Below are 16,008 nucleotides of genomic sequence, written 5' to 3'. Positions count from 1 at the left end.
TAGGGTTAAGTGGCGCTTAAGCATTTGCTGCCATCGTCCGCCTGTGAGTTTCCAGAACGTGAGGCATCTGCATTTTGTCTCACCGGCCATAAGGACGAAGCCAATGCGTAGCGTTAAGTCTCTCCTTGCCGCGGGTGCGGCATCACTGATCTCGTCGATGGCGTTTGCCGCCGATATGCCGATCGCGGCTCCGCCCCCCATGTACGCGCCGCCCGCCCCGCCCGCCGACTTCGGTGGCTGGTATCTGCGTGGCGACATCGGCATGACCAATCAGACCGCAAAGAGCATCGACAGCGCGACGTCGGCGGCGTTCCCGACCACGACTGCTGGCCTCGGCTTCGACTCTTCGCCGCTGTTCGACGTCGGCGTCGGCTATCGCTTCAACAACTGGTTCCGCGCCGACGTGATCGGCCAGTACCGCGGCAAGGCCAATTTGCACGGTTCGCAGAGCGTGGCTCTCGGTGCGGGCGATGTTGAAGCCAACACCTACACCGGCAGCAAGTCCGAGTGGGTCGTGATGGCCAATGCCTATGTCGATCTCGGCACCTGGTGGTGCATCACGCCGTTCATCGGCGCCGGCCTCGGTGGTTCCTACAACCAGCTCTCGGGCTTCCAGGACAACGGCGTTCGCTACACCGCCGGCGCGCTGTCCAACAGCGTCACCTATTTCGACACCAACGGTAAGTGGAACTTCGCATGGGCCGCCCATGCCGGTCTCGCCTACAAGGTCAATCCCGGGTTCACCGTCGAACTCGCCTACAGCTACATGAATCTCGGCGACGCTGCGCCCGGCAACTTCCGCGCATTCGATGGCAGCATCTCCGGCCCCTCGACCATCAAGGTCAGGAACATCACGTCGAACGACGTGAAGCTCGGCCTTCGCTGGGAGCTCAACAGCCCGCCGGTCTACGTGCCGCCGCCGCTCGTCACCAAGGGCTGATCGCAAGCCTCATCGCTTAATGTTTCTTAACGGCGCGGGATCATCCCGCGCCGTTTTGCTTTGCATTTTTTTCATGGCGAGCGGCGACGAAAACGCCAGACGCAACCATTGGTTAAGGTTAACGAGCCATGATCACGCTCGACAGTTAGAGTTCGATGGAGCGTTGCAATGCGTAGGCTTTGGTTGGTGGCGGCGATGCTCGGCTCTGTGTCCGCCGCACACGCGGCCGACATGCCGGATCTGCCCGTCCTGCGCGGCAGCTTCACCGACGGCCTGTCCACGACAGCCCACAATTGGGATGGCACCTATTTCGGCGGCACCGCGGGCTACACGGCTGACGCGACCGACTTTGGCCAGAGCGTCGTCGGCCTGACCAACTACATCTTCCGCGACAGCGTGCTCCAGGGACCGACGGCGACGTGGTCGCTGCTGCAAAAGGCCAACACGCAGAGCACCAATTTCGGCGGGTTCGTCGGCCGCAATTGGCAATGGTACGATGCCATTCTCAGTCTCGAAGGCACCTACAGCTACTTCAACAACCTCAAGTCGGGGTCGACCGGCTCCAACTCGCTCGTGATCGTCAACCCGCCAGGCGAGACGCGGGCTGCCGGCATCACCAACAATTATGCCGTGTCGCTCACCGGCACCGCGACGGCCCAGATCAAGGACATGGCCACGTTGCGTGGTCGCGTCGGTTGGGACGGCGGTCCCTTCATGCCGTACGCGTTCTTCGGCGCTGCCGTCGGGCGGATGGACGTCACCCGCACGGTAACGAGCAACGTGCAGCTGCGCACCGATGTGACGACAACGGATATCTTCGGCAACACCACGACCACGATCGGAACGTACGGACCCGTTCCGGCGCAGTCCGGGACGCAAGGCCAGCACCGGACCAACACCTTCGCGGTGGGCTGGACCGCCGGTCTCGGCCTCGAATACTGCATCTGGGACGGTCTGTTCGCGCGCGTGGAATACGAATACGTGAAGTTCTCCCCGGTTATGAACACCTCGGTGACGCTGAATAATGCGCGCGTCGGGGTCGGCTACAAGTTCTGACGCCGCTTCACTGTGCTGCGGTTGACAGGCCGGCGACGTCCTGATGCTGTGTCGCCCGACACGGGGCGGCAGCGATGCAGATCTACGGCGACAGCAATTCGGGCAATTGTTTGAAGGTGAAATGGGTCTGCGATCATCTCGCATTGCCCTATCGCTGGATCGAGATCGACACGCGCAAGGGCGAGACGCGCACACCGCAATTCCTGAAAATGAACGGGGCCGGCCAGGTGCCGACCGTTGCTTTCGACGACGGCCGCACGCTCGCGCAATCCAACGCCATCATCCGTTATCTCGCCCGCGACAGCGCCCTCATTCCGCGCGACGCCTTCGCCGCCGCCAAGATGGACGAATGGCTGTTCTGGGAGCAGTACAGCCACGAGCCCTACGTCGCGGTGTGCCGTTTCCAGATGGTCTATCTCGGCAAGAATGCCTCCGAGCTCGATCCTGATAAAGTCAGGCGCGGCCGTGCGGCGCTTGACCGCATGGAGCAGCATCTGGCGGCGAGCCGTTTCTTCGCGGGTGATGCGGTCTCGCTCGCCGACGTCTCGCTGCTCGCCTATACGCGTCTCGCACATGAAGGCGGCTTCGATCTCGGCCGCCATGCCGCCATCCGCCGCTGGATCACTGAAGCCGAGGCCTGTCTCGGCCTGCCGCCGGCGCGCTGAGTCCTTCGCGCCGAATTCTGGAGCTTCCCTATGAACGATAAGTCCGTCTCCATCCGTCGCGCGCGCCGCGAGGATGTGCCCGCGATCGTGGCGATGCTGGCCGACGATCATCTCGGCCGCGCTCGCGAGCGCGTCGAGGATCCGCTTCCGGCCGTCTATTACCAGGCGTTCGAGCGCGTCGAGCGCGATTCCAATCTCGCGCTTGTCGTCGCCGAAAGCGAGGGCAGGGTGGTCGGCTGCCTGCAACTCGCGGTGCTCGCAGGCATCAGTTCGCAAGGCGGCATTCGTGGTCTGCTCGAAGATGTCCGCGTTGCTTCCGATTGCCGCAGCCGCGGCATCGGCGAGCAATTGGTGCAATGGGCGATGACGGAAGCGAAAGCGCGCGGCTGCAATCTGGTCGAATTGCTGACACATTCGAGCCGTGTCGACGCGCAGCGCTTCTACAAGCGTCTCGGATTTTCGTTGAGCCACGCCGGCATGACCGTGCGCTTTTGATGCAGCAGGAGCGTTTTCGAGCGAAGTGGATACCGGTTCGCGCACAGAAAACGCGTCATTACGAAAGTCTGGAGCGCCGTTCCGATTGTATCGGAATGGGGCTCTGGCGGCAGCCGTTGCGCATGCTGCGAAATCGGATCGCACGTTCGTTCATCTTAACAGCTGATAAACTACCCGCTCGTCGTTCACGTTGATCGCGGAACGATCGGTGCTACGGGAGCATCTCACACCGGGCTCGGTCGGTTCGGGGATTTCAATGACAAGCTATTCGATGATCAAGGTCGGCAACGATTACGTCGTGCAGGCCAATGACAAGTGCATTTTGAAAGTCGGTAGCCGCCGTCGTGCCGCGCAATTGATCAGCGAGGCCACGGACTTGCTGAATGCGCTCGCGCCTGTTGTATCCCCCGGTATCGCGCCGGAAGAACCATCACTCCAGCGTGAGACGCCTGAACTTCCTTGACTGCCCTTCCCGATTCCCGTATCAGCCGCGGCGGGACACCTCCCCCCAACGGGAGGCTTACTATCTGGAAGGGTAGATCATGACTGTAGCGAAGCCCGCTTCGCGGCCGAACGTGCCGCATTTCTCTTCCGGCCCCTGCGCCAAGCGCCCCGGCTGGAACGCCCAAAATCTCAAGGACGCAGCGCTCGGCCGTTCGCATCGCGCGAAGGTCGGCAAGACCAAGCTCAAGCTCGCGATCGATCTGACGCGCGAAGTGCTTGAAGTACCGCCCGATTATCGCATCGGCATCGTGCCCGCGTCCGATACCGGCGCGGTCGAGATGGCGCTGTGGTCGCTGCTCGGTGCGCGGCCCGTCACCACGATCGCCTGGGAGTCCTTCGGCGAGGGCTGGGTCAGCGACATCGTCAAGGAACTGAAGCTCAAGGACGTCACCAAGCTCAATGCTGGATACGGTGAGATTCCCGACCTCTCCAAGGTCGATCCCAAGAGCGACGTCGTCTTCACCTGGAATGGCACCACGTCGGGTGTCCGCGTGCCGAACGCTGACTGGATCAGCGCGACCCGCGAAGGCCTGACCATTTGCGACGCCACCTCGGCCGCGTTCGCGCAAGACCTCGACTGGGCCAAGCTCGATGTCGTCACCTTCTCCTGGCAGAAGGCGCTCGGCGGCGAAGCCGCACACGGCATGCTGATCCTGTCGCCCCGCGCGGTGGAGCGGCTCGAGACCTACAAGCCGGCGTGGCCGCTGCCGAAGATCTTCCGCATGACCAAGGGCGGCAAGATCAACGAAGGCATCTTCGTCGGTGAGACCATCAACACGCCGTCGATGCTGTGCGTCGAGGACTATCTCGATGCGCTGAACTGGGCCAAATCGATCGGCGGCCTCAAGGCGCTGATCGGCCGCGCCGACGCCAACACCAAGGTGCTCGCCGACTGGAAGGCGAAGACGCCCTGGATCGACTTCCTGGCCAAGGATGCCGCGATCCGCTCCAACACCTCGGTGTGCCTGAAGTTCACCGATCCCGCGATCACTTCGCTCTCCGACGACGCACAGGCCGACTTCTCCAAGAAGCTGGTCGCCCTCGTCGAGAAGGAAGGCGCCGGCTATGACTTCGCGTACTATCGCGATGCGCCGGCTGGCCTGCGCATCTGGTGCGGCGCCACCGTCGAGGCCAGGGACGTCGAGCTGCTGACGCAGTGGATCGACTGGGCCTTCGCCGAGACCAAGGCCGCTCTGGCGAAAGCAGCGTAAGTTCTCGTTCTTCGCCTCTCCCCGCTCTGACGGGGAGAGGCAGAAGTCGCTTCCAGGCATCACCCTATTCCGGTCGAACATCATCCCTTCCATCAGGGAAGGTAGAGGATCATTCCCATGACCAAGCCCAAAGTTCTCATTTCCGACGCGCTCTCGCCCGCTGCCGTGCAGATCTTCAGGGATCGCGGCGTCGAGGTCGACTTCCAGCCCAACCTCGGCAAGGACAAGGACAAGCTCGCCGAGATCATCGGCAATTACGACGGCCTCGCGATCCGCTCCGCCACGAAGGCGACCGCCAAGATCCTGGAGAAGGCCACCAACCTCAAGGTGATCGGCCGCGCCGGCATCGGCGTCGACAACGTCGAGATCCCCGCGGCAACCGCCAAGGGCATCATCGTGATGAACACGCCGTTCGGCAATTCGATCACGACCGCCGAGCATGCGATTACGCTCATGCTGGCGCTGGCCCGCGAGATCCCGCAGGCGGACGCCTCGACCCAGGCCGGCAAGTGGGAGAAGAACCGCTTCATGGGCGTCGAGATCACCGGCAAGGTGCTCGGCGTGGTCGGCTGCGGCAACATCGGCTCGATCGTCGCCGACCGCGCGCTCGGCCTGCGCATGAAGGTGGTTGCGTTCGACCCGTTCCTGTCGCCGGAGCGCGCCAAGGACATCGGCGTCGAGAAGGTCGATCTGGATGACCTGCTCAAGCGCGCCGACTTCATCACGCTGCACACGCCGCTGACCGAGAAGACCAGGAACATCATCGACGCATCAGCGATCGCCAAGATGAAGAAGGGTGTGCGCCTGATCAACTGCGCCCGCGGCGGTCTCGTCGACGAGCAGGCCGTGGTCGATGCGCTCAATTCCAAGCACATTGCGGGCGCCGCCTTCGACGTGTTCGTCGAGGAGCCCGCGAGTGCCAACGTGCTGTTCGGCCATCCCAACGTGATCTGCACGCCGCATCTCGGCGCCTCCACCACGGAAGCGCAGGAGAACGTCGCGCTCCAGGTCGCCGAGCAGATGTCGGACTATCTGTTGACCGGCGCGATCTCGAACGCCGTCAACTTCCCCTCGATCACCGCGGAAGAAGCGCCGAAGCTGAAGCCCTTCATCGCGCTTGCCGAGAAGCTCGGCTCGTTCGCCGGCCAACTCACTGAGTCCGGCATTCTCAAGGTCGAGATCACCTATGAGGGCCATGTCGCCGAGATGAAGATCAAGGCGATCACCTCGGCGGTGCTGTCGGGCCTGCTGCGGCCGATGCTGGGCGAGGTCAACGTGGTGTCGGCGCCCGTCGTCGCCAAGGAGCGTGGTATGGTGGTGGACGAGATCGTCCGCGCCGCGCAGAGCGACTATGAGAGCCTGATCACCGTCACTGTGACCACCGAGCGGCAGGAGCGATCGGTCTCGGGTACCGTCTATGCCGATGGCAAGCCGCGCCTCGTCGACATCAAGGGCATCCGCGTCGATGCCGAGTTCGGCAAGTCGATGATCTACGTGACCAACGAGGATAAGCCCGGCTTCATCGGCAAGTTCGCGAGCCTGCTCGGCGACGCCAAGATCAACATCGCGACCTTCCATCTCGGCCGCGTCGCGCCGGGCTCCGATGCCATCGCGCTGATCGAGGTCGACGGCGCGGTGCCGGCCGACCTGCTCGCCAAGGTGCAGGCCCTGCCGCAGGTCAAGCAGGTCAAGGCGCTGACGTTCTGATCGCGCGCTCGCTACGTGCCGTCATGGCCGGGCTTGTCCCGGCCATCCACGAACTTCCTTGCGTCAAGACGTGGATGCCCGGGTCAAGCCCAGGCATGACGAGTAGACAGAGCGGCGTGCGCGCCGCGGAATGACGGCCATCATATATTCCGACATGCGGAACAACGCCGCCCTTCTCGCGAGGGGCGGCGTTTTTGTTGATGCAGCGACGCGCTTTATGTCTCCCGCGATCCCCAAACTTTGTGTACCAATGGCGTCCAGGACGCCTCCGTACCAAAGCTAAAAGGGAGAAAACAAATGCGTGAAGCCGTCATCGTTTCCTACGCGCGCACGGGCCTGGCCAAGTCCGGCCGCGGCGGGTTCAACATCACGCCGCCGATGTCGCTTGCCGCGCACGCCATCCATCACGCGGTCGACCGCGCCGGCTTCGACAAGGACTATGTCGAGGATTGCTATCTGGGCAATTGCGCCCATGGCGCGCCGAACATCGGCCGCCAGGCCGCGCTGCTCGCAGGCCTGCCGAAGTCGACCGGCGGCGTCTCGGTGAACCGCTTCTGCTCCTCGGGCCTGCAGACCATCGCGATGGCCGCGAACTCGATCCGCTCGGATGGCGCCGACTGCATCGTCGCCGGCGGCGTCGAGAGCATCTCGATGCCGGGTGGCGGCACGCCGAAGGAGACTGTTGATCCCGAGCTGCTCAAGACCGCGCCCGACATCTTCATGGCGATGATCGACACCGCCGACATCGTTGCGGAGCGCTACAAGCTCAGCCGCGAATACCAGGACGAATATTCGCTGGAGTCGCAGCGCCGCATGGCGGCCGCCCAGCAGGCCAACAAGTTCAAGGACGAAATCGTCCCGATGAAGACCAGGATGAAGGTTGTCGACAAGGCGACCAAGGCGGAGTCGATCGTCGACTACGTCGTCGACCGGGACGAGTGCAATCGCCCCGAGACGACGATGGAAGGATTGGCAAAACTCGAGCCGGTCAAGGGTCCCGGCAAGTTCGTCACCGCCGGCAATGCCAGCCAGCTCTCCGACGGTGCTGCCGCCGTGGTGCTGATGGAAGCCAAGGATGCCGAGAAGCGCGGCCTCAAGCCGCTCGGCCGCTTCGTCGCCTGGGCAGCCGCGGGCTGCGAGCCGGACGAGATGGGCATCGGCCCGATCTTCGCCGTGCCGAAGCTCTTGAAGCGCCACGGCCTGAAGATCGACGACATCGATCTCTGGGAGCTCAACGAGGCCTTCGCCAGCCAGTGCCTCTACTCGCGCGACAAGCTCGGCATCGATCCCGCCAAGTATAACGTCAATGGCGGCTCGATCGCGATCGGCCATCCCTTCGGCATGACCGGCGCCCGTCTCACTGGCCATTTGCTGCAGGAAGGCGCCCGCCGCAAGGCCAAGTGGGGTGTCGTGACCATGTGCATCGGCGGCGGCCAGGGCGGCGCGGGCCTGTTCGAGATCTACAGCTGATCCAGGACTATTTGGATCCAAGACCAGTTGAATGTGAAAGGCACGGCGCCGCAAGCGCCGTGCCTTTTTTGTTGCGCATCCGTCACGACGAAACTATAGAGGCCCCGTCGGAAAAGGCAGACTTGGTCTGGTAAGCCCAAGTCCTTCTGGTAACGGAAGCTCTGGTCTTTGGCCTTGTGCACGAGATCCCCGCGACGAACATCGGGCGCCACGCAGGCGCTCAATCGTTCGTCCGTGTGATTCTCGAGGCTTCAGGGAACGCTCCGGTCGAACATCGACCACAGGAGCGTCTCATGCAAACCCAATCCACTGATATCTACGACGTTGTCATTGCCGGCGCGGGCCCCGTCGGCCTGTTTCTCGCCTGCGAGCTGCGGCGCGCCGGTCTCTCGGTGCTGGTGCTGGAGCAAGCGCAAAGCCCGCATGCGGCGCTGAAGCAGCTGCCATTCGGCCTGCGCGGCCTGTCGATTCCGACAACTGAGGCCTTTCACCGGCGCGGCCTCCTGGAAGATATCTTGGCCGCACAGCGCGCACGCTCGGGCGCGATCAAGACTGCCGCGCATTGGATGCAGCAGGCGCGACGGCCCGCAGGTCATTTCGCCGGCATCCAGTTCTATCAGGACGACGTCGATGCCACGCAATGGCCGTGGCGCTTGCCGACGCCGGCGAAGGCCAATGTCGCGGTCGACATGGAGACGCTCGAAGCCGTGTTGGCTGCGCGCGCAAACAGCCTGGGCGTCGACATCAGGCACGGCTTTGGCGTCACTGACATAGCTCCCTCGAGCGACGATGTAGCGGTGCAAGCCGCGGGCGAAACCTTTCGCGGACGCTGGCTTGTCGGTTGCGACGGCGGCCGCAGCACGGTGCGCAAGAGCTGCGGCTTCGACTTCGTCGGCACTGACCCCGAGTTCACCGGCTATTCCATCGAGGTCGAGCTGGCCGATCCGGACAAGCTCAGCCCCGGCCGCAACTACACGCCGACGGGCATGTACACTTATGCGCAGCCGGGCACGGTCGCGATGGTCGATTTCGACGGTGGCGTATTCCACCGCTCCACGCCGATCACGCGTGAGCATGTGCAGAAAGTGTTGCGTCATGTCTCTTGCACAGACGTCACCGTCACGACGCTTCGGCTTGCCGCCACCTGGACGGACCGCGCCCGCCAGGTGACGGCCTATCGCAACGGACGCGTGCTGCTCGCAGGCGATGCCGCGCACACCCATTCGCCGCTGGGCGGGCAGGGCCTCAATCTCGGTCTCGGCGATGCCATGAACCTCGGCTGGAAGCTCGCCGCGACAATCCGCGGCGACGCGCCCGCAGATCTGCTCGACAGCTATTCGCACGAGCGGCGTCCCGTCGGCGCACAAATCCTCGACTGGTCGCGCGCGCAAATCGCAATCATGCGACCGGAGCCGGGCAGCCGCGCGCTCCAGGCCATCATCCGCGATCTCATCGCGACCCGCGATGGCGCGACCTATTTCGCCGAGCGTGTTCGCGGCACCTCGCTCCGCTACGATCTCGGCGGCAGCCATCCGCTGGTCGGCCGCTCTGTTCCCGAATTCGAGCTCTCTGACGGCGCGACGATCGGCGAACGCTTGAGGTCGGGGAAAGGCATCTTGCTGGATTTCGACGCGCGCGCGTCGCTTCGGGTGCTCGCAGGCCGTTGGAGTGATCGGATCGTCTATGTCCCCAGCGAGCCGAGGGATCGGCTGGGCCTGAGCGCCGTGCTCGTTCGCCCCGACGGTTTTGTCGCGTGGGCCAGCGATGGCGTCCTCGAGATCGATGAGCTCGCTCGCGCCGCCGCGCGATGGTTCGGCGAACCCGGCCACGGAAAAACCACGCAGGGCATGTGAAGCCGTTCACACAGGGCGACGCCGCGGCCGCGTTACGATGCGCAGGTCAACCGGATGTCGAGCATTTCTCGCGCGGCCTGACACATTCAGCCGATGAAAAGAAACACCCGCGGGAGATGCTGTGATGAGCATAACCTATGGTGCAACCGGACTGCGATGGACCGCTACGAGAAGGCGGTACGTCTCCCATGGCTTCAGGCAGTATTGGCGCGCGTTCCAGCAATGGCGCCGCCGCGGGAGGCTGCGCGCCGACCTGAGCAATCTCAGTGACAGGGAGCTGATGGATATCGGCACCACGCGCGGCGAGATCGACTATATCGCCGCGCATCCGGGCCTCGACCCGCGTCCAATCCGCTAGGTGACGCGGGCAGTCTTCACGCCCGCGCCACGACGGGCGCGAAGGTCACTTCGATCAGCGTGCCCGAGCTGCCGGCGCTCTTGATGTTGAACTGGGCGCGGTTGGCTTCGACCAGCGCCCTGGTCAGCGACAGGCTCAGCGCGGAGCTGTCCGAAGCGTCGCCGGGCGGCGGCGTGCGGAACGGCTCCATGGCGGCGGCGACTTCCTGTTCGCTGAGGCCCTGGCCGGTGTCGCGGATGCGCAGGCATATCTCGCCGCGGTCGGACAGTGCGGTCGAGACGATGACCTGGCCGCCGGCGCTGGCCAGCCGGATCGAGTTCGAGATCAAATTCATCGTCACCTGCCGCAGCGCGCGCGCATCGGCCGTCACCTGTGGCAGCGCATGCGCCAGCGAGGTGCGGATGATGATGCGCTCGCGGTTGGCCTGCGGCTGCATCACGGTGACGCAGGCCTCGACGAGGTCGTTGAGGTTGAGGTTGGCGAAATTCAGATCGAGCTTGCCGGTCTCGATCCGCGACAGCTCAAGGAGATCGTCGATGATGGTGATCACGCGCTCGCCGGAGGCGCGGATGTCCTTCATGTATTCGCCGTAGCGCTCGTTGCCGAGCGTGCCGAAACGCTCGGAGATCATCACCTCGGCAAAGCCGATGATGGCGTTGAGCGGCGTGCGGATCTCGTGGCTGATCCGCGCCAGCATGTCGGCCTTGGCGTTGGCGGCGCCGTCGACCAGGCGTCGCGCCTGCGTCAGCTCGCTCTCGCCTTTCTTCGCGTGCGAGAGATCGCGGAACACGGCGAAGAAGTTCGGACCGTCGGGCCGTGTGCGGCCCATGATCATGGCGAGCGGCAGCACGCCGCCGTTCTTCTCGCGGCCCAGCACCTCGCGGCCGTGATCGAGCAGGCTCGCGATATCCCCGCTCTTGATGCTTTCGTGATAGTCGACGACGATCTGCTGGCTCTCGGGCGCGAACAGCGTCAGCAGGGTCTGCTGCATCAGCGTCTCGCCGTCATAGCCGAACAGCGCTTCCGCGCTGCGGTTGCAGGCGTGGATGTTGCCTTCGGCGTCGAACATCACGATGCCCTCGGCCGTGGTGTCGAGGATCGCGGCGAGATCTTCGGCGTCGGCATCGCCGGCCTCGAGCTCGGCTTCGGGCTCCGGCAGATCGGGGAACACCACCACCGGCTGCGGCACGGCGATGGCCGGCGCGACGATCACAGGTGCCGCTTGCGGCAGCGCGCAGATCAGCGCATGCGCGCTCTCGCCGTTCCAGTCGATCGTGTGCAGATGCGCTTCGGTGGTCGCGAGCGGCTGCACGCCGTTCGCAACCGTCGCGCTGATCGTCACCGGCGTGCCTGATTGCGACGTGCTGCTGGCGGCGGACACGCCGGGCTCGACATAGAGCGCGTCCAGCCCGCCGGCTTCTTCCAGCGCGGCGAGGTTGGCGTAGCCCATGCGGGTGAGGAACGCCGAATTGGCGTAGAGCAACCGGTCGAGCCGGTAGATCAGGATGCCTGATGGCACCAGATCGAGCAGCGTGCGGTCGCGCAGGGCATCGCCGCGCGGCGGCGGTGCCGGCTCGGTCAGCCATTCGGCCGCGGTGGGCTGTGCCTCGGGCTCCGATGTCATTGGCTCTGATAGCGAGGGCTCGGGCGGCATCTCCGCTTCAGGCGCGATCTCGTCCGCCGGCGGTTCAACCGCATCCGATGCGATCTGTTCGCGCTCGCGTTCGAGCCGCTCGGAGAGTTGCCGCGCGAGCTCGTTGAACGCGCTGTTCTCGACCGGCGTCAGCGTCGGGGCTCTCTGATCGCCAGGCGATCTGGGATCACCGGGTGCGCGGAACGGCACGACATTCGGAGGCGTTTCCACTGGCGTTTCCGGATCGGTTGGGTGTGAATTCGCTTCGATGAAGATTGCGGGCGGTTCGGGTTCGATGGCAGCGGGCGGTTCAGGCTCAGGCGGCGGCTCGATCGGCGGAGGCGGAGCCTCTGCCTCTCCCTTAGGCTTGGCCTCCGGTTCGGGATCAGGCTCGACCACATCGGCCGACAGGCGCTGTGCTGCGCGCGGCTCGCTGAACGCTTCATAGCGGCGGAGCGCATCGAGCCGGTTGAGCCCGTCGAGATCGCGGCACACGCCAAAACCCTTGAAGCCGGCGAAGTTGCGCTCGCGGTCGTAGACCGGCAGGCCGGCGAGCTCGACCGGCAGATGCTCGCCGCCATCGGCCGGCCAGTTCACGGTGATGCCGGCCCAGGTGTCGTGGCTCGCCAGCGCCTGCGCGACGCGTCCTTCGGGGTCGAGCGCGAATTCGTCGGCGATCTCATGCCAGGGCCGGCCGAAACCGGCCGCGGTGTGCGTGCCCATCAGGCGGGTGAACTCGCTGGACGCCAGCACGAAGCGTCCCTCCGCATCCATCTGCCACAGGAAACGCAGCGGATGCTGGCGCGGTGTCTCAACGTGTGCGGACCGCGACTCCGCGTGTGCGGACCGCGATCCCGCGTGTCCAGACGGCTCGACCATGTCGGCCGTGATCGGCGCGGCTTGCGGCGGCACAATGGCTGCGGCCGGGTTTTCAACTGTTTCCGGTGCCGCATCCGTCGTGTCGGCGATCGCATCGGCCGACGCAGGCGTCTCGTCCGGTTCAGCGAATGGATCGAACATCACGATACCGGCGTCGGGCTCATTCGCCGGCGGCGTCTCGACCACATGTTGCGGGGGTTCATTGGGTGTTTCGGGGGCAGGGGGCTGCACCACATCATGCACCACGTCAGCCGCAGCCTCCGCCGCGCTCTCAGCCACCGGCTCCGCATCCGCCACCGCAGGCTCGATCAGCGCGACGAGACCGACATCGGCCCCGGTGCCGACCCGCTGCAGCACCATCTTGCCGATGCCGATCGGCATCTCGACGCGACCGTTCGCCAGCGCATCGCTGCGTGCCTGTTCGAGGCCGGCGTCGCCGAGATCGCGAAAGCCGAGCAGGGCGCGTGCGGCTTCGCTCGCGCCGGCGAACATGCCGTCAGGCGCGAACGCCGCCATCGGCATGGCCGCGCCGTCGACGAGACGATGCAGCCGCTCGACCAGCGGCATGTTCGGCGCGCCCGCATTCATCGCGGTGACGAGCACGCCGGAGCTGCCGTCGGCAAAGTCCAGCCGCGCGCAGGCGCAGGTCATCAGCGTGCCGAGCCCGGCGCCGAAGCCGCGCAGCCGCTCGAGCCTCACCGCGCCGCTTGCCGGCAACTGGCGGGCGAGCCGGACGATCTGGCGGCGATGGGTGTCGGACGGTCCGAAACTCTTGTCCCCGAGCGCTGCCGCATTGGCCGCGCCGAAGAATTTCGCGCCGACCGCGTTGGCCCACAGCACGCGCGTGCCGTCGAGCGACCAGAGCCAGGCCGGCAGGGGTGAGGTCGCATGCACGGACAGCCGCGGATCGCCGACGCCTCGCAACTGGAAATCCGAATTCGTCATCCGACCGGCTTGGTTCTCGCGCTCACGCGTCATTTCAGGGGCTGCCGGAATGACAGCCTTAAGAAAGGGTTAGTATCGCCCGTGGCCGCGGGCAGGTCCACGTCCCGGTCTACGGGGGACGTCCTAAAGCCGCGATAACCTTAATCCAGCCGCCCCCGCAAGCAGCGCGGTCGCGGCATCCGCAGGATTCGCTCGGGGCCGGAGACGGGGGAAGTCAGCCGGATAGAGCGGTGCATTTCGCAGCTCTCCATCGCCCCCCCCCCCAGGAAATGACGCACGCACCTCAACCCCCGGTTCCCCCCACCGGGGAGCCTCACCCTCAGGATTAAATTATCGCAACGCACCCCAAATCACGTTTGCGTTGCACAATGTTGACATGTTAGGCAGCGATACTACTGGACGCTGGACGAGCCATCTCGTGCTTTGCGTTTCCAGTCTTTCGTACCCGCCATTCGTAACAAGAAACGGCCCCGGTTGGCCGGCGGGCGCGCCAGAAGGCTCACTCCATTTTTTCATTATCGAGAGGGACCAACCATGACAGGTGCGACTGATCCGTTTTCTGCCTCGATCATCCCGTTCGAGGTTCCCGAGCAGATGCGTGCGTTCGCCGAGAAGGGCGTTTCGCAGGCCCGCGAGAACTACGCCAAGTTCAAGGACGCCGCCGAAAGCCACAACGGCACCGTCGAGGCCGTGTTCGCCTCCGCCTCCAAGGGCGCGAGCGAGTACACCGCCAAGCTGATGGAATTCGCCAAGGCCAACACCACGGCTCACCTGGACTTCGCCCAGGAGCTGCTCGGCACCAAGTCGCCGACCGACGCCTTCCAGCTCTGGACCGGCCACGCCCGCACCCAGCTCGAGACCTTCCAGGCCCAGGCCAAGGAGCTCGTCGAGCTGACGCAGCGCGTCGCCGCCGAGACCGCCGAGCCGATCAAGGCCTCCGCCGCCAAGTTCGCCAAGCCCGCGGCCTGATTCAAAACGGCGGATCGACGAAATCAGGAAACCCGGGCCCTCGCGGCCCGGGTTTTTTTCACCTCTCCCACAGGGAGAGGTCCGGATCGCCCCGGCGATGCGAAGCATCGTCGGACCGATCCGGGTGAGGGGATCAGGTCCACAAGGTAAATCCCGAACACCCCAACCAAATCCGCAGATTTATCGCGCTGAAGAGAGGCAAATAACGGGTTTTGCGGCCTTGCCAAAAACGCCCGTTGCACCTAGTTTCCGCCCCGTCCAGCCCCCTCGGTATCAGGCCCTCTCAAGGCGCCCCCAAGGCGGCTCGCAAGGATGCAGTTGTAGCTCAGTTGGTTAGAGCGCCTGTCTGTGGAACAGGAGGTCGGTGGTTCGAGCCCACCCAACTGTACCAGCGCTTCCGATAGTCCGAACGATATCGCAATGAGCGTGATTCTCTGCATCTGGGCATCGCTGCTCATGTTGGCTTGACGATGAGCAGCGCGCTCCCGATCTCCAGATGGTGCTCGAATGCAACGGCTAGGTTGCTTGGCTATCGACATATTCGTCGAGCTTGACGCCGCGTGTTGATCCGCGCTTCGCGCAGCGCGCCATGCGTGCGACATCGGGCGCGTGATCGTATTGTCCCGCCGAATTCGGCGAACGTCGGATTGATCCCTTCCCCTGGTTGCGCTTGGGTCATTTGATTGGGGGAAGATTCGGATGCGTTGGATTGCGATCGTCGGGGTGTGCCTCGCAGTAGTGGGCTGTGGCACAAAATATCAGGAGATGGGATTTACTGGGGGAGTTGCTGCGCAACAGGTGACGGCCGACACCTGGCGCATTCAAGCGCGGGGCAATTCCTATACAAATTCTTCCACGGTGCAGGACTATGTGCTGCTCAAGGCCGCGGAAACGACGCAGGCCGCAGGCGGGTCGCACTTTCAGATCATCAGCGCAGCCGATGCGAGCCGGTCGTCCACCATTGTGACGCCCGGCACGAGCTCGACGACGTTCGTCGGCAATCAAGCTCTCACGACCACCACACCGGGCAGCGTCGATACCGTGATCAAGCCGGGCCAGGATGTCTACATAAAGGTCCTGAAATTGCCGCCCGGCCCCGCGCCCCAGGGCGTCTATTCAGCAGCAGAGATCATGCAATTCGTCGGCTCTCGTGTGGAGCGGCCGAAGTGATCTGTGAGGATTGCGGCCAAGGTGTACGAAGCTTCCGATTTTGCTGGGGCGCGCGCCAACGCTGGTTAAGGCTAATCTAGTGCGCTGTCCCTGTAACTCCAATTGGCTGTTGGCCGTCGCTGGCGCGAGCAGCTCGCACTAATAGCACGAGCC

Annotated in this window: 13 protein-coding genes and 1 tRNA gene; 13 read left to right on the top strand and 1 reads right to left on the bottom strand. The window is 64.4% G+C overall.

What is annotated here, in order from left to right:
• Nucleotides 1-103: 103 nt before the first annotated feature.
• The 10 genes from JQ631_RS13915 to JQ631_RS13870 all read left to right on the top strand — a co-directional run bounded on the left by JQ631_RS13915 (nucleotide 104) and on the right by JQ631_RS13870 (nucleotide 10,259).
• The gene (locus JQ631_RS13915) at nucleotides 104-940 is read left to right on the top strand and encodes an outer membrane protein (protein WP_212326930.1); all 837 of its coding nucleotides are present in this window, start codon (nucleotides 104-106) and stop codon (nucleotides 938-940) included.
• A gap of 168 nt (nucleotides 941-1,108) precedes the next feature.
• Nucleotides 1,109-1,996, top strand: a complete 888-nt coding sequence (locus JQ631_RS13910) for an outer membrane protein (RefSeq protein WP_212326928.1) — start codon at nucleotides 1,109-1,111, stop codon at nucleotides 1,994-1,996.
• A gap of 74 nt (nucleotides 1,997-2,070) precedes the next feature.
• Nucleotides 2,071-2,661: a glutathione S-transferase family protein gene (locus JQ631_RS13905; RefSeq protein WP_212326926.1), complete on the top strand. Its 591-nt coding sequence runs from the start codon at nucleotides 2,071-2,073 to the stop codon at nucleotides 2,659-2,661.
• Between the two features lie 30 nt (nucleotides 2,662-2,691).
• Nucleotides 2,692-3,156, top strand: a complete 465-nt coding sequence (locus tag JQ631_RS13900) for a GNAT family N-acetyltransferase (protein ID WP_212326924.1) — start codon at nucleotides 2,692-2,694, stop codon at nucleotides 3,154-3,156.
• Nucleotides 3,157-3,412: 256 nt separating this feature from the next.
• Complete coding sequence (locus tag JQ631_RS13895; RefSeq protein ID WP_212326923.1) at nucleotides 3,413-3,619, top strand: hypothetical protein; 207 nt, start codon at nucleotides 3,413-3,415, stop codon at nucleotides 3,617-3,619.
• A gap of 79 nt (nucleotides 3,620-3,698) precedes the next feature.
• On the top strand, nucleotides 3,699-4,871 hold the full coding sequence (locus JQ631_RS13890) for a phosphoserine transaminase (protein ID WP_212326922.1): 1,173 nt from the start codon (nucleotides 3,699-3,701) through the stop codon (nucleotides 4,869-4,871).
• Nucleotides 4,872-4,988: 117 nt separating this feature from the next.
• Nucleotides 4,989-6,578 (top strand): phosphoglycerate dehydrogenase, encoded by a 1,590-nt coding sequence (gene serA, locus JQ631_RS13885; RefSeq protein ID WP_212326921.1) that lies wholly within the window; start codon nucleotides 4,989-4,991, stop codon nucleotides 6,576-6,578.
• Nucleotides 6,579-6,875: 297 nt separating this feature from the next.
• Nucleotides 6,876-8,048 carry a thiolase family protein gene (locus tag JQ631_RS13880; protein WP_212326920.1) on the top strand — a complete coding sequence of 391 codons (1,173 nt, stop codon included), beginning with the start codon at nucleotides 6,876-6,878 and terminating at the stop codon, nucleotides 8,046-8,048.
• 293 nt (nucleotides 8,049-8,341) lie between these two features.
• The gene (locus tag JQ631_RS13875; RefSeq protein WP_212326919.1) at nucleotides 8,342-9,901 is read left to right on the top strand and encodes an FAD-dependent oxidoreductase; all 1,560 of its coding nucleotides are present in this window, start codon (nucleotides 8,342-8,344) and stop codon (nucleotides 9,899-9,901) included.
• 124 nt (nucleotides 9,902-10,025) lie between these two features.
• Nucleotides 10,026-10,259, top strand: coding sequence for a DUF1127 domain-containing protein (locus JQ631_RS13870; protein WP_212326918.1), 234 nt, complete (start codon nucleotides 10,026-10,028; stop codon nucleotides 10,257-10,259).
• Nucleotides 10,260-10,275: 16 nt separating this feature from the next.
• On the opposite strand, the gene JQ631_RS13865 is transcribed toward JQ631_RS13870, so the two are convergent.
• Complete coding sequence (locus JQ631_RS13865) at nucleotides 10,276-13,716, bottom strand: PAS domain-containing sensor histidine kinase (RefSeq protein WP_212326916.1); 3,441 nt, start codon at nucleotides 13,714-13,716, stop codon at nucleotides 10,276-10,278.
• Between the two features lie 534 nt (nucleotides 13,717-14,250).
• Here JQ631_RS13865 and JQ631_RS13860 point away from each other — a divergent pair.
• The 3 genes from JQ631_RS13860 (at nucleotide 14,251) to JQ631_RS13850 (ending at nucleotide 15,855) form a co-directional block, all read left to right on the top strand.
• Entirely contained in the window at nucleotides 14,251-14,685 is a 435-nt protein-coding gene (locus JQ631_RS13860) for a phasin (protein WP_212326914.1), read from the top strand.
• Between the two features lie 314 nt (nucleotides 14,686-14,999).
• Nucleotides 15,000-15,076 (top strand) — tRNA-His (locus JQ631_RS13855).
• Nucleotides 15,077-15,384: 308 nt separating this feature from the next.
• Nucleotides 15,385-15,855 (top strand): CC0125/CC1285 family lipoprotein, encoded by a 471-nt coding sequence (locus JQ631_RS13850; RefSeq protein WP_212326912.1) that lies wholly within the window; start codon nucleotides 15,385-15,387, stop codon nucleotides 15,853-15,855.
• Nucleotides 15,856-16,008 lie beyond the last annotated feature (153 nt).

It is taken from the genome of Bradyrhizobium manausense (assembly GCF_018131105.1).
In the GTDB taxonomy this organism is placed as follows: domain Bacteria; phylum Pseudomonadota; class Alphaproteobacteria; order Rhizobiales; family Xanthobacteraceae; genus Bradyrhizobium; species Bradyrhizobium manausense_B.
Note: the sequence above shows the minus strand (reverse complement) of the source record. Positions and strands in the feature narration are given on the sequence as shown.

What these genes read in the sequence shown, in the direction of transcription:
- JQ631_RS13915 (WP_212326930.1), top strand. Translation starts at nt 104, where the DNA reads ATGCGTAGCGTTAAGTCTCTCCTTGCCGCGGGTGCGGCATCACTGATC.
- JQ631_RS13910 (WP_212326928.1), top strand. Translation starts at nt 1,109, where the DNA reads ATGCGTAGGCTTTGGTTGGTGGCGGCGATGCTCGGCTCTGTGTCCGCC.
- JQ631_RS13905 (WP_212326926.1), top strand. Translation starts at nt 2,071, where the DNA reads ATGCAGATCTACGGCGACAGCAATTCGGGCAATTGTTTGAAGGTGAAA.
- JQ631_RS13900 (WP_212326924.1), top strand. Translation starts at nt 2,692, where the DNA reads ATGAACGATAAGTCCGTCTCCATCCGTCGCGCGCGCCGCGAGGATGTG.
- JQ631_RS13895 (WP_212326923.1), top strand. Translation starts at nt 3,413, where the DNA reads ATGACAAGCTATTCGATGATCAAGGTCGGCAACGATTACGTCGTGCAG.
- JQ631_RS13890 (WP_212326922.1), top strand. Translation starts at nt 3,699, where the DNA reads ATGACTGTAGCGAAGCCCGCTTCGCGGCCGAACGTGCCGCATTTCTCT.
- serA (WP_212326921.1), top strand. Translation starts at nt 4,989, where the DNA reads ATGACCAAGCCCAAAGTTCTCATTTCCGACGCGCTCTCGCCCGCTGCC.
- JQ631_RS13880 (WP_212326920.1), top strand. Translation starts at nt 6,876, where the DNA reads ATGCGTGAAGCCGTCATCGTTTCCTACGCGCGCACGGGCCTGGCCAAG.
- JQ631_RS13875 (WP_212326919.1), top strand. Translation starts at nt 8,342, where the DNA reads ATGCAAACCCAATCCACTGATATCTACGACGTTGTCATTGCCGGCGCG.
- JQ631_RS13870 (WP_212326918.1), top strand. Translation starts at nt 10,026, where the DNA reads ATGAGCATAACCTATGGTGCAACCGGACTGCGATGGACCGCTACGAGA.
- JQ631_RS13865 (WP_212326916.1), bottom strand. Translation starts at nt 13,716, where the DNA reads ATGACGAATTCGGATTTCCAGTTGCGAGGCGTCGGCGATCCGCGGCTG.
- JQ631_RS13860 (WP_212326914.1), top strand. Translation starts at nt 14,251, where the DNA reads ATGACAGGTGCGACTGATCCGTTTTCTGCCTCGATCATCCCGTTCGAG.
- JQ631_RS13850 (WP_212326912.1), top strand. Translation starts at nt 15,385, where the DNA reads ATGCGTTGGATTGCGATCGTCGGGGTGTGCCTCGCAGTAGTGGGCTGT.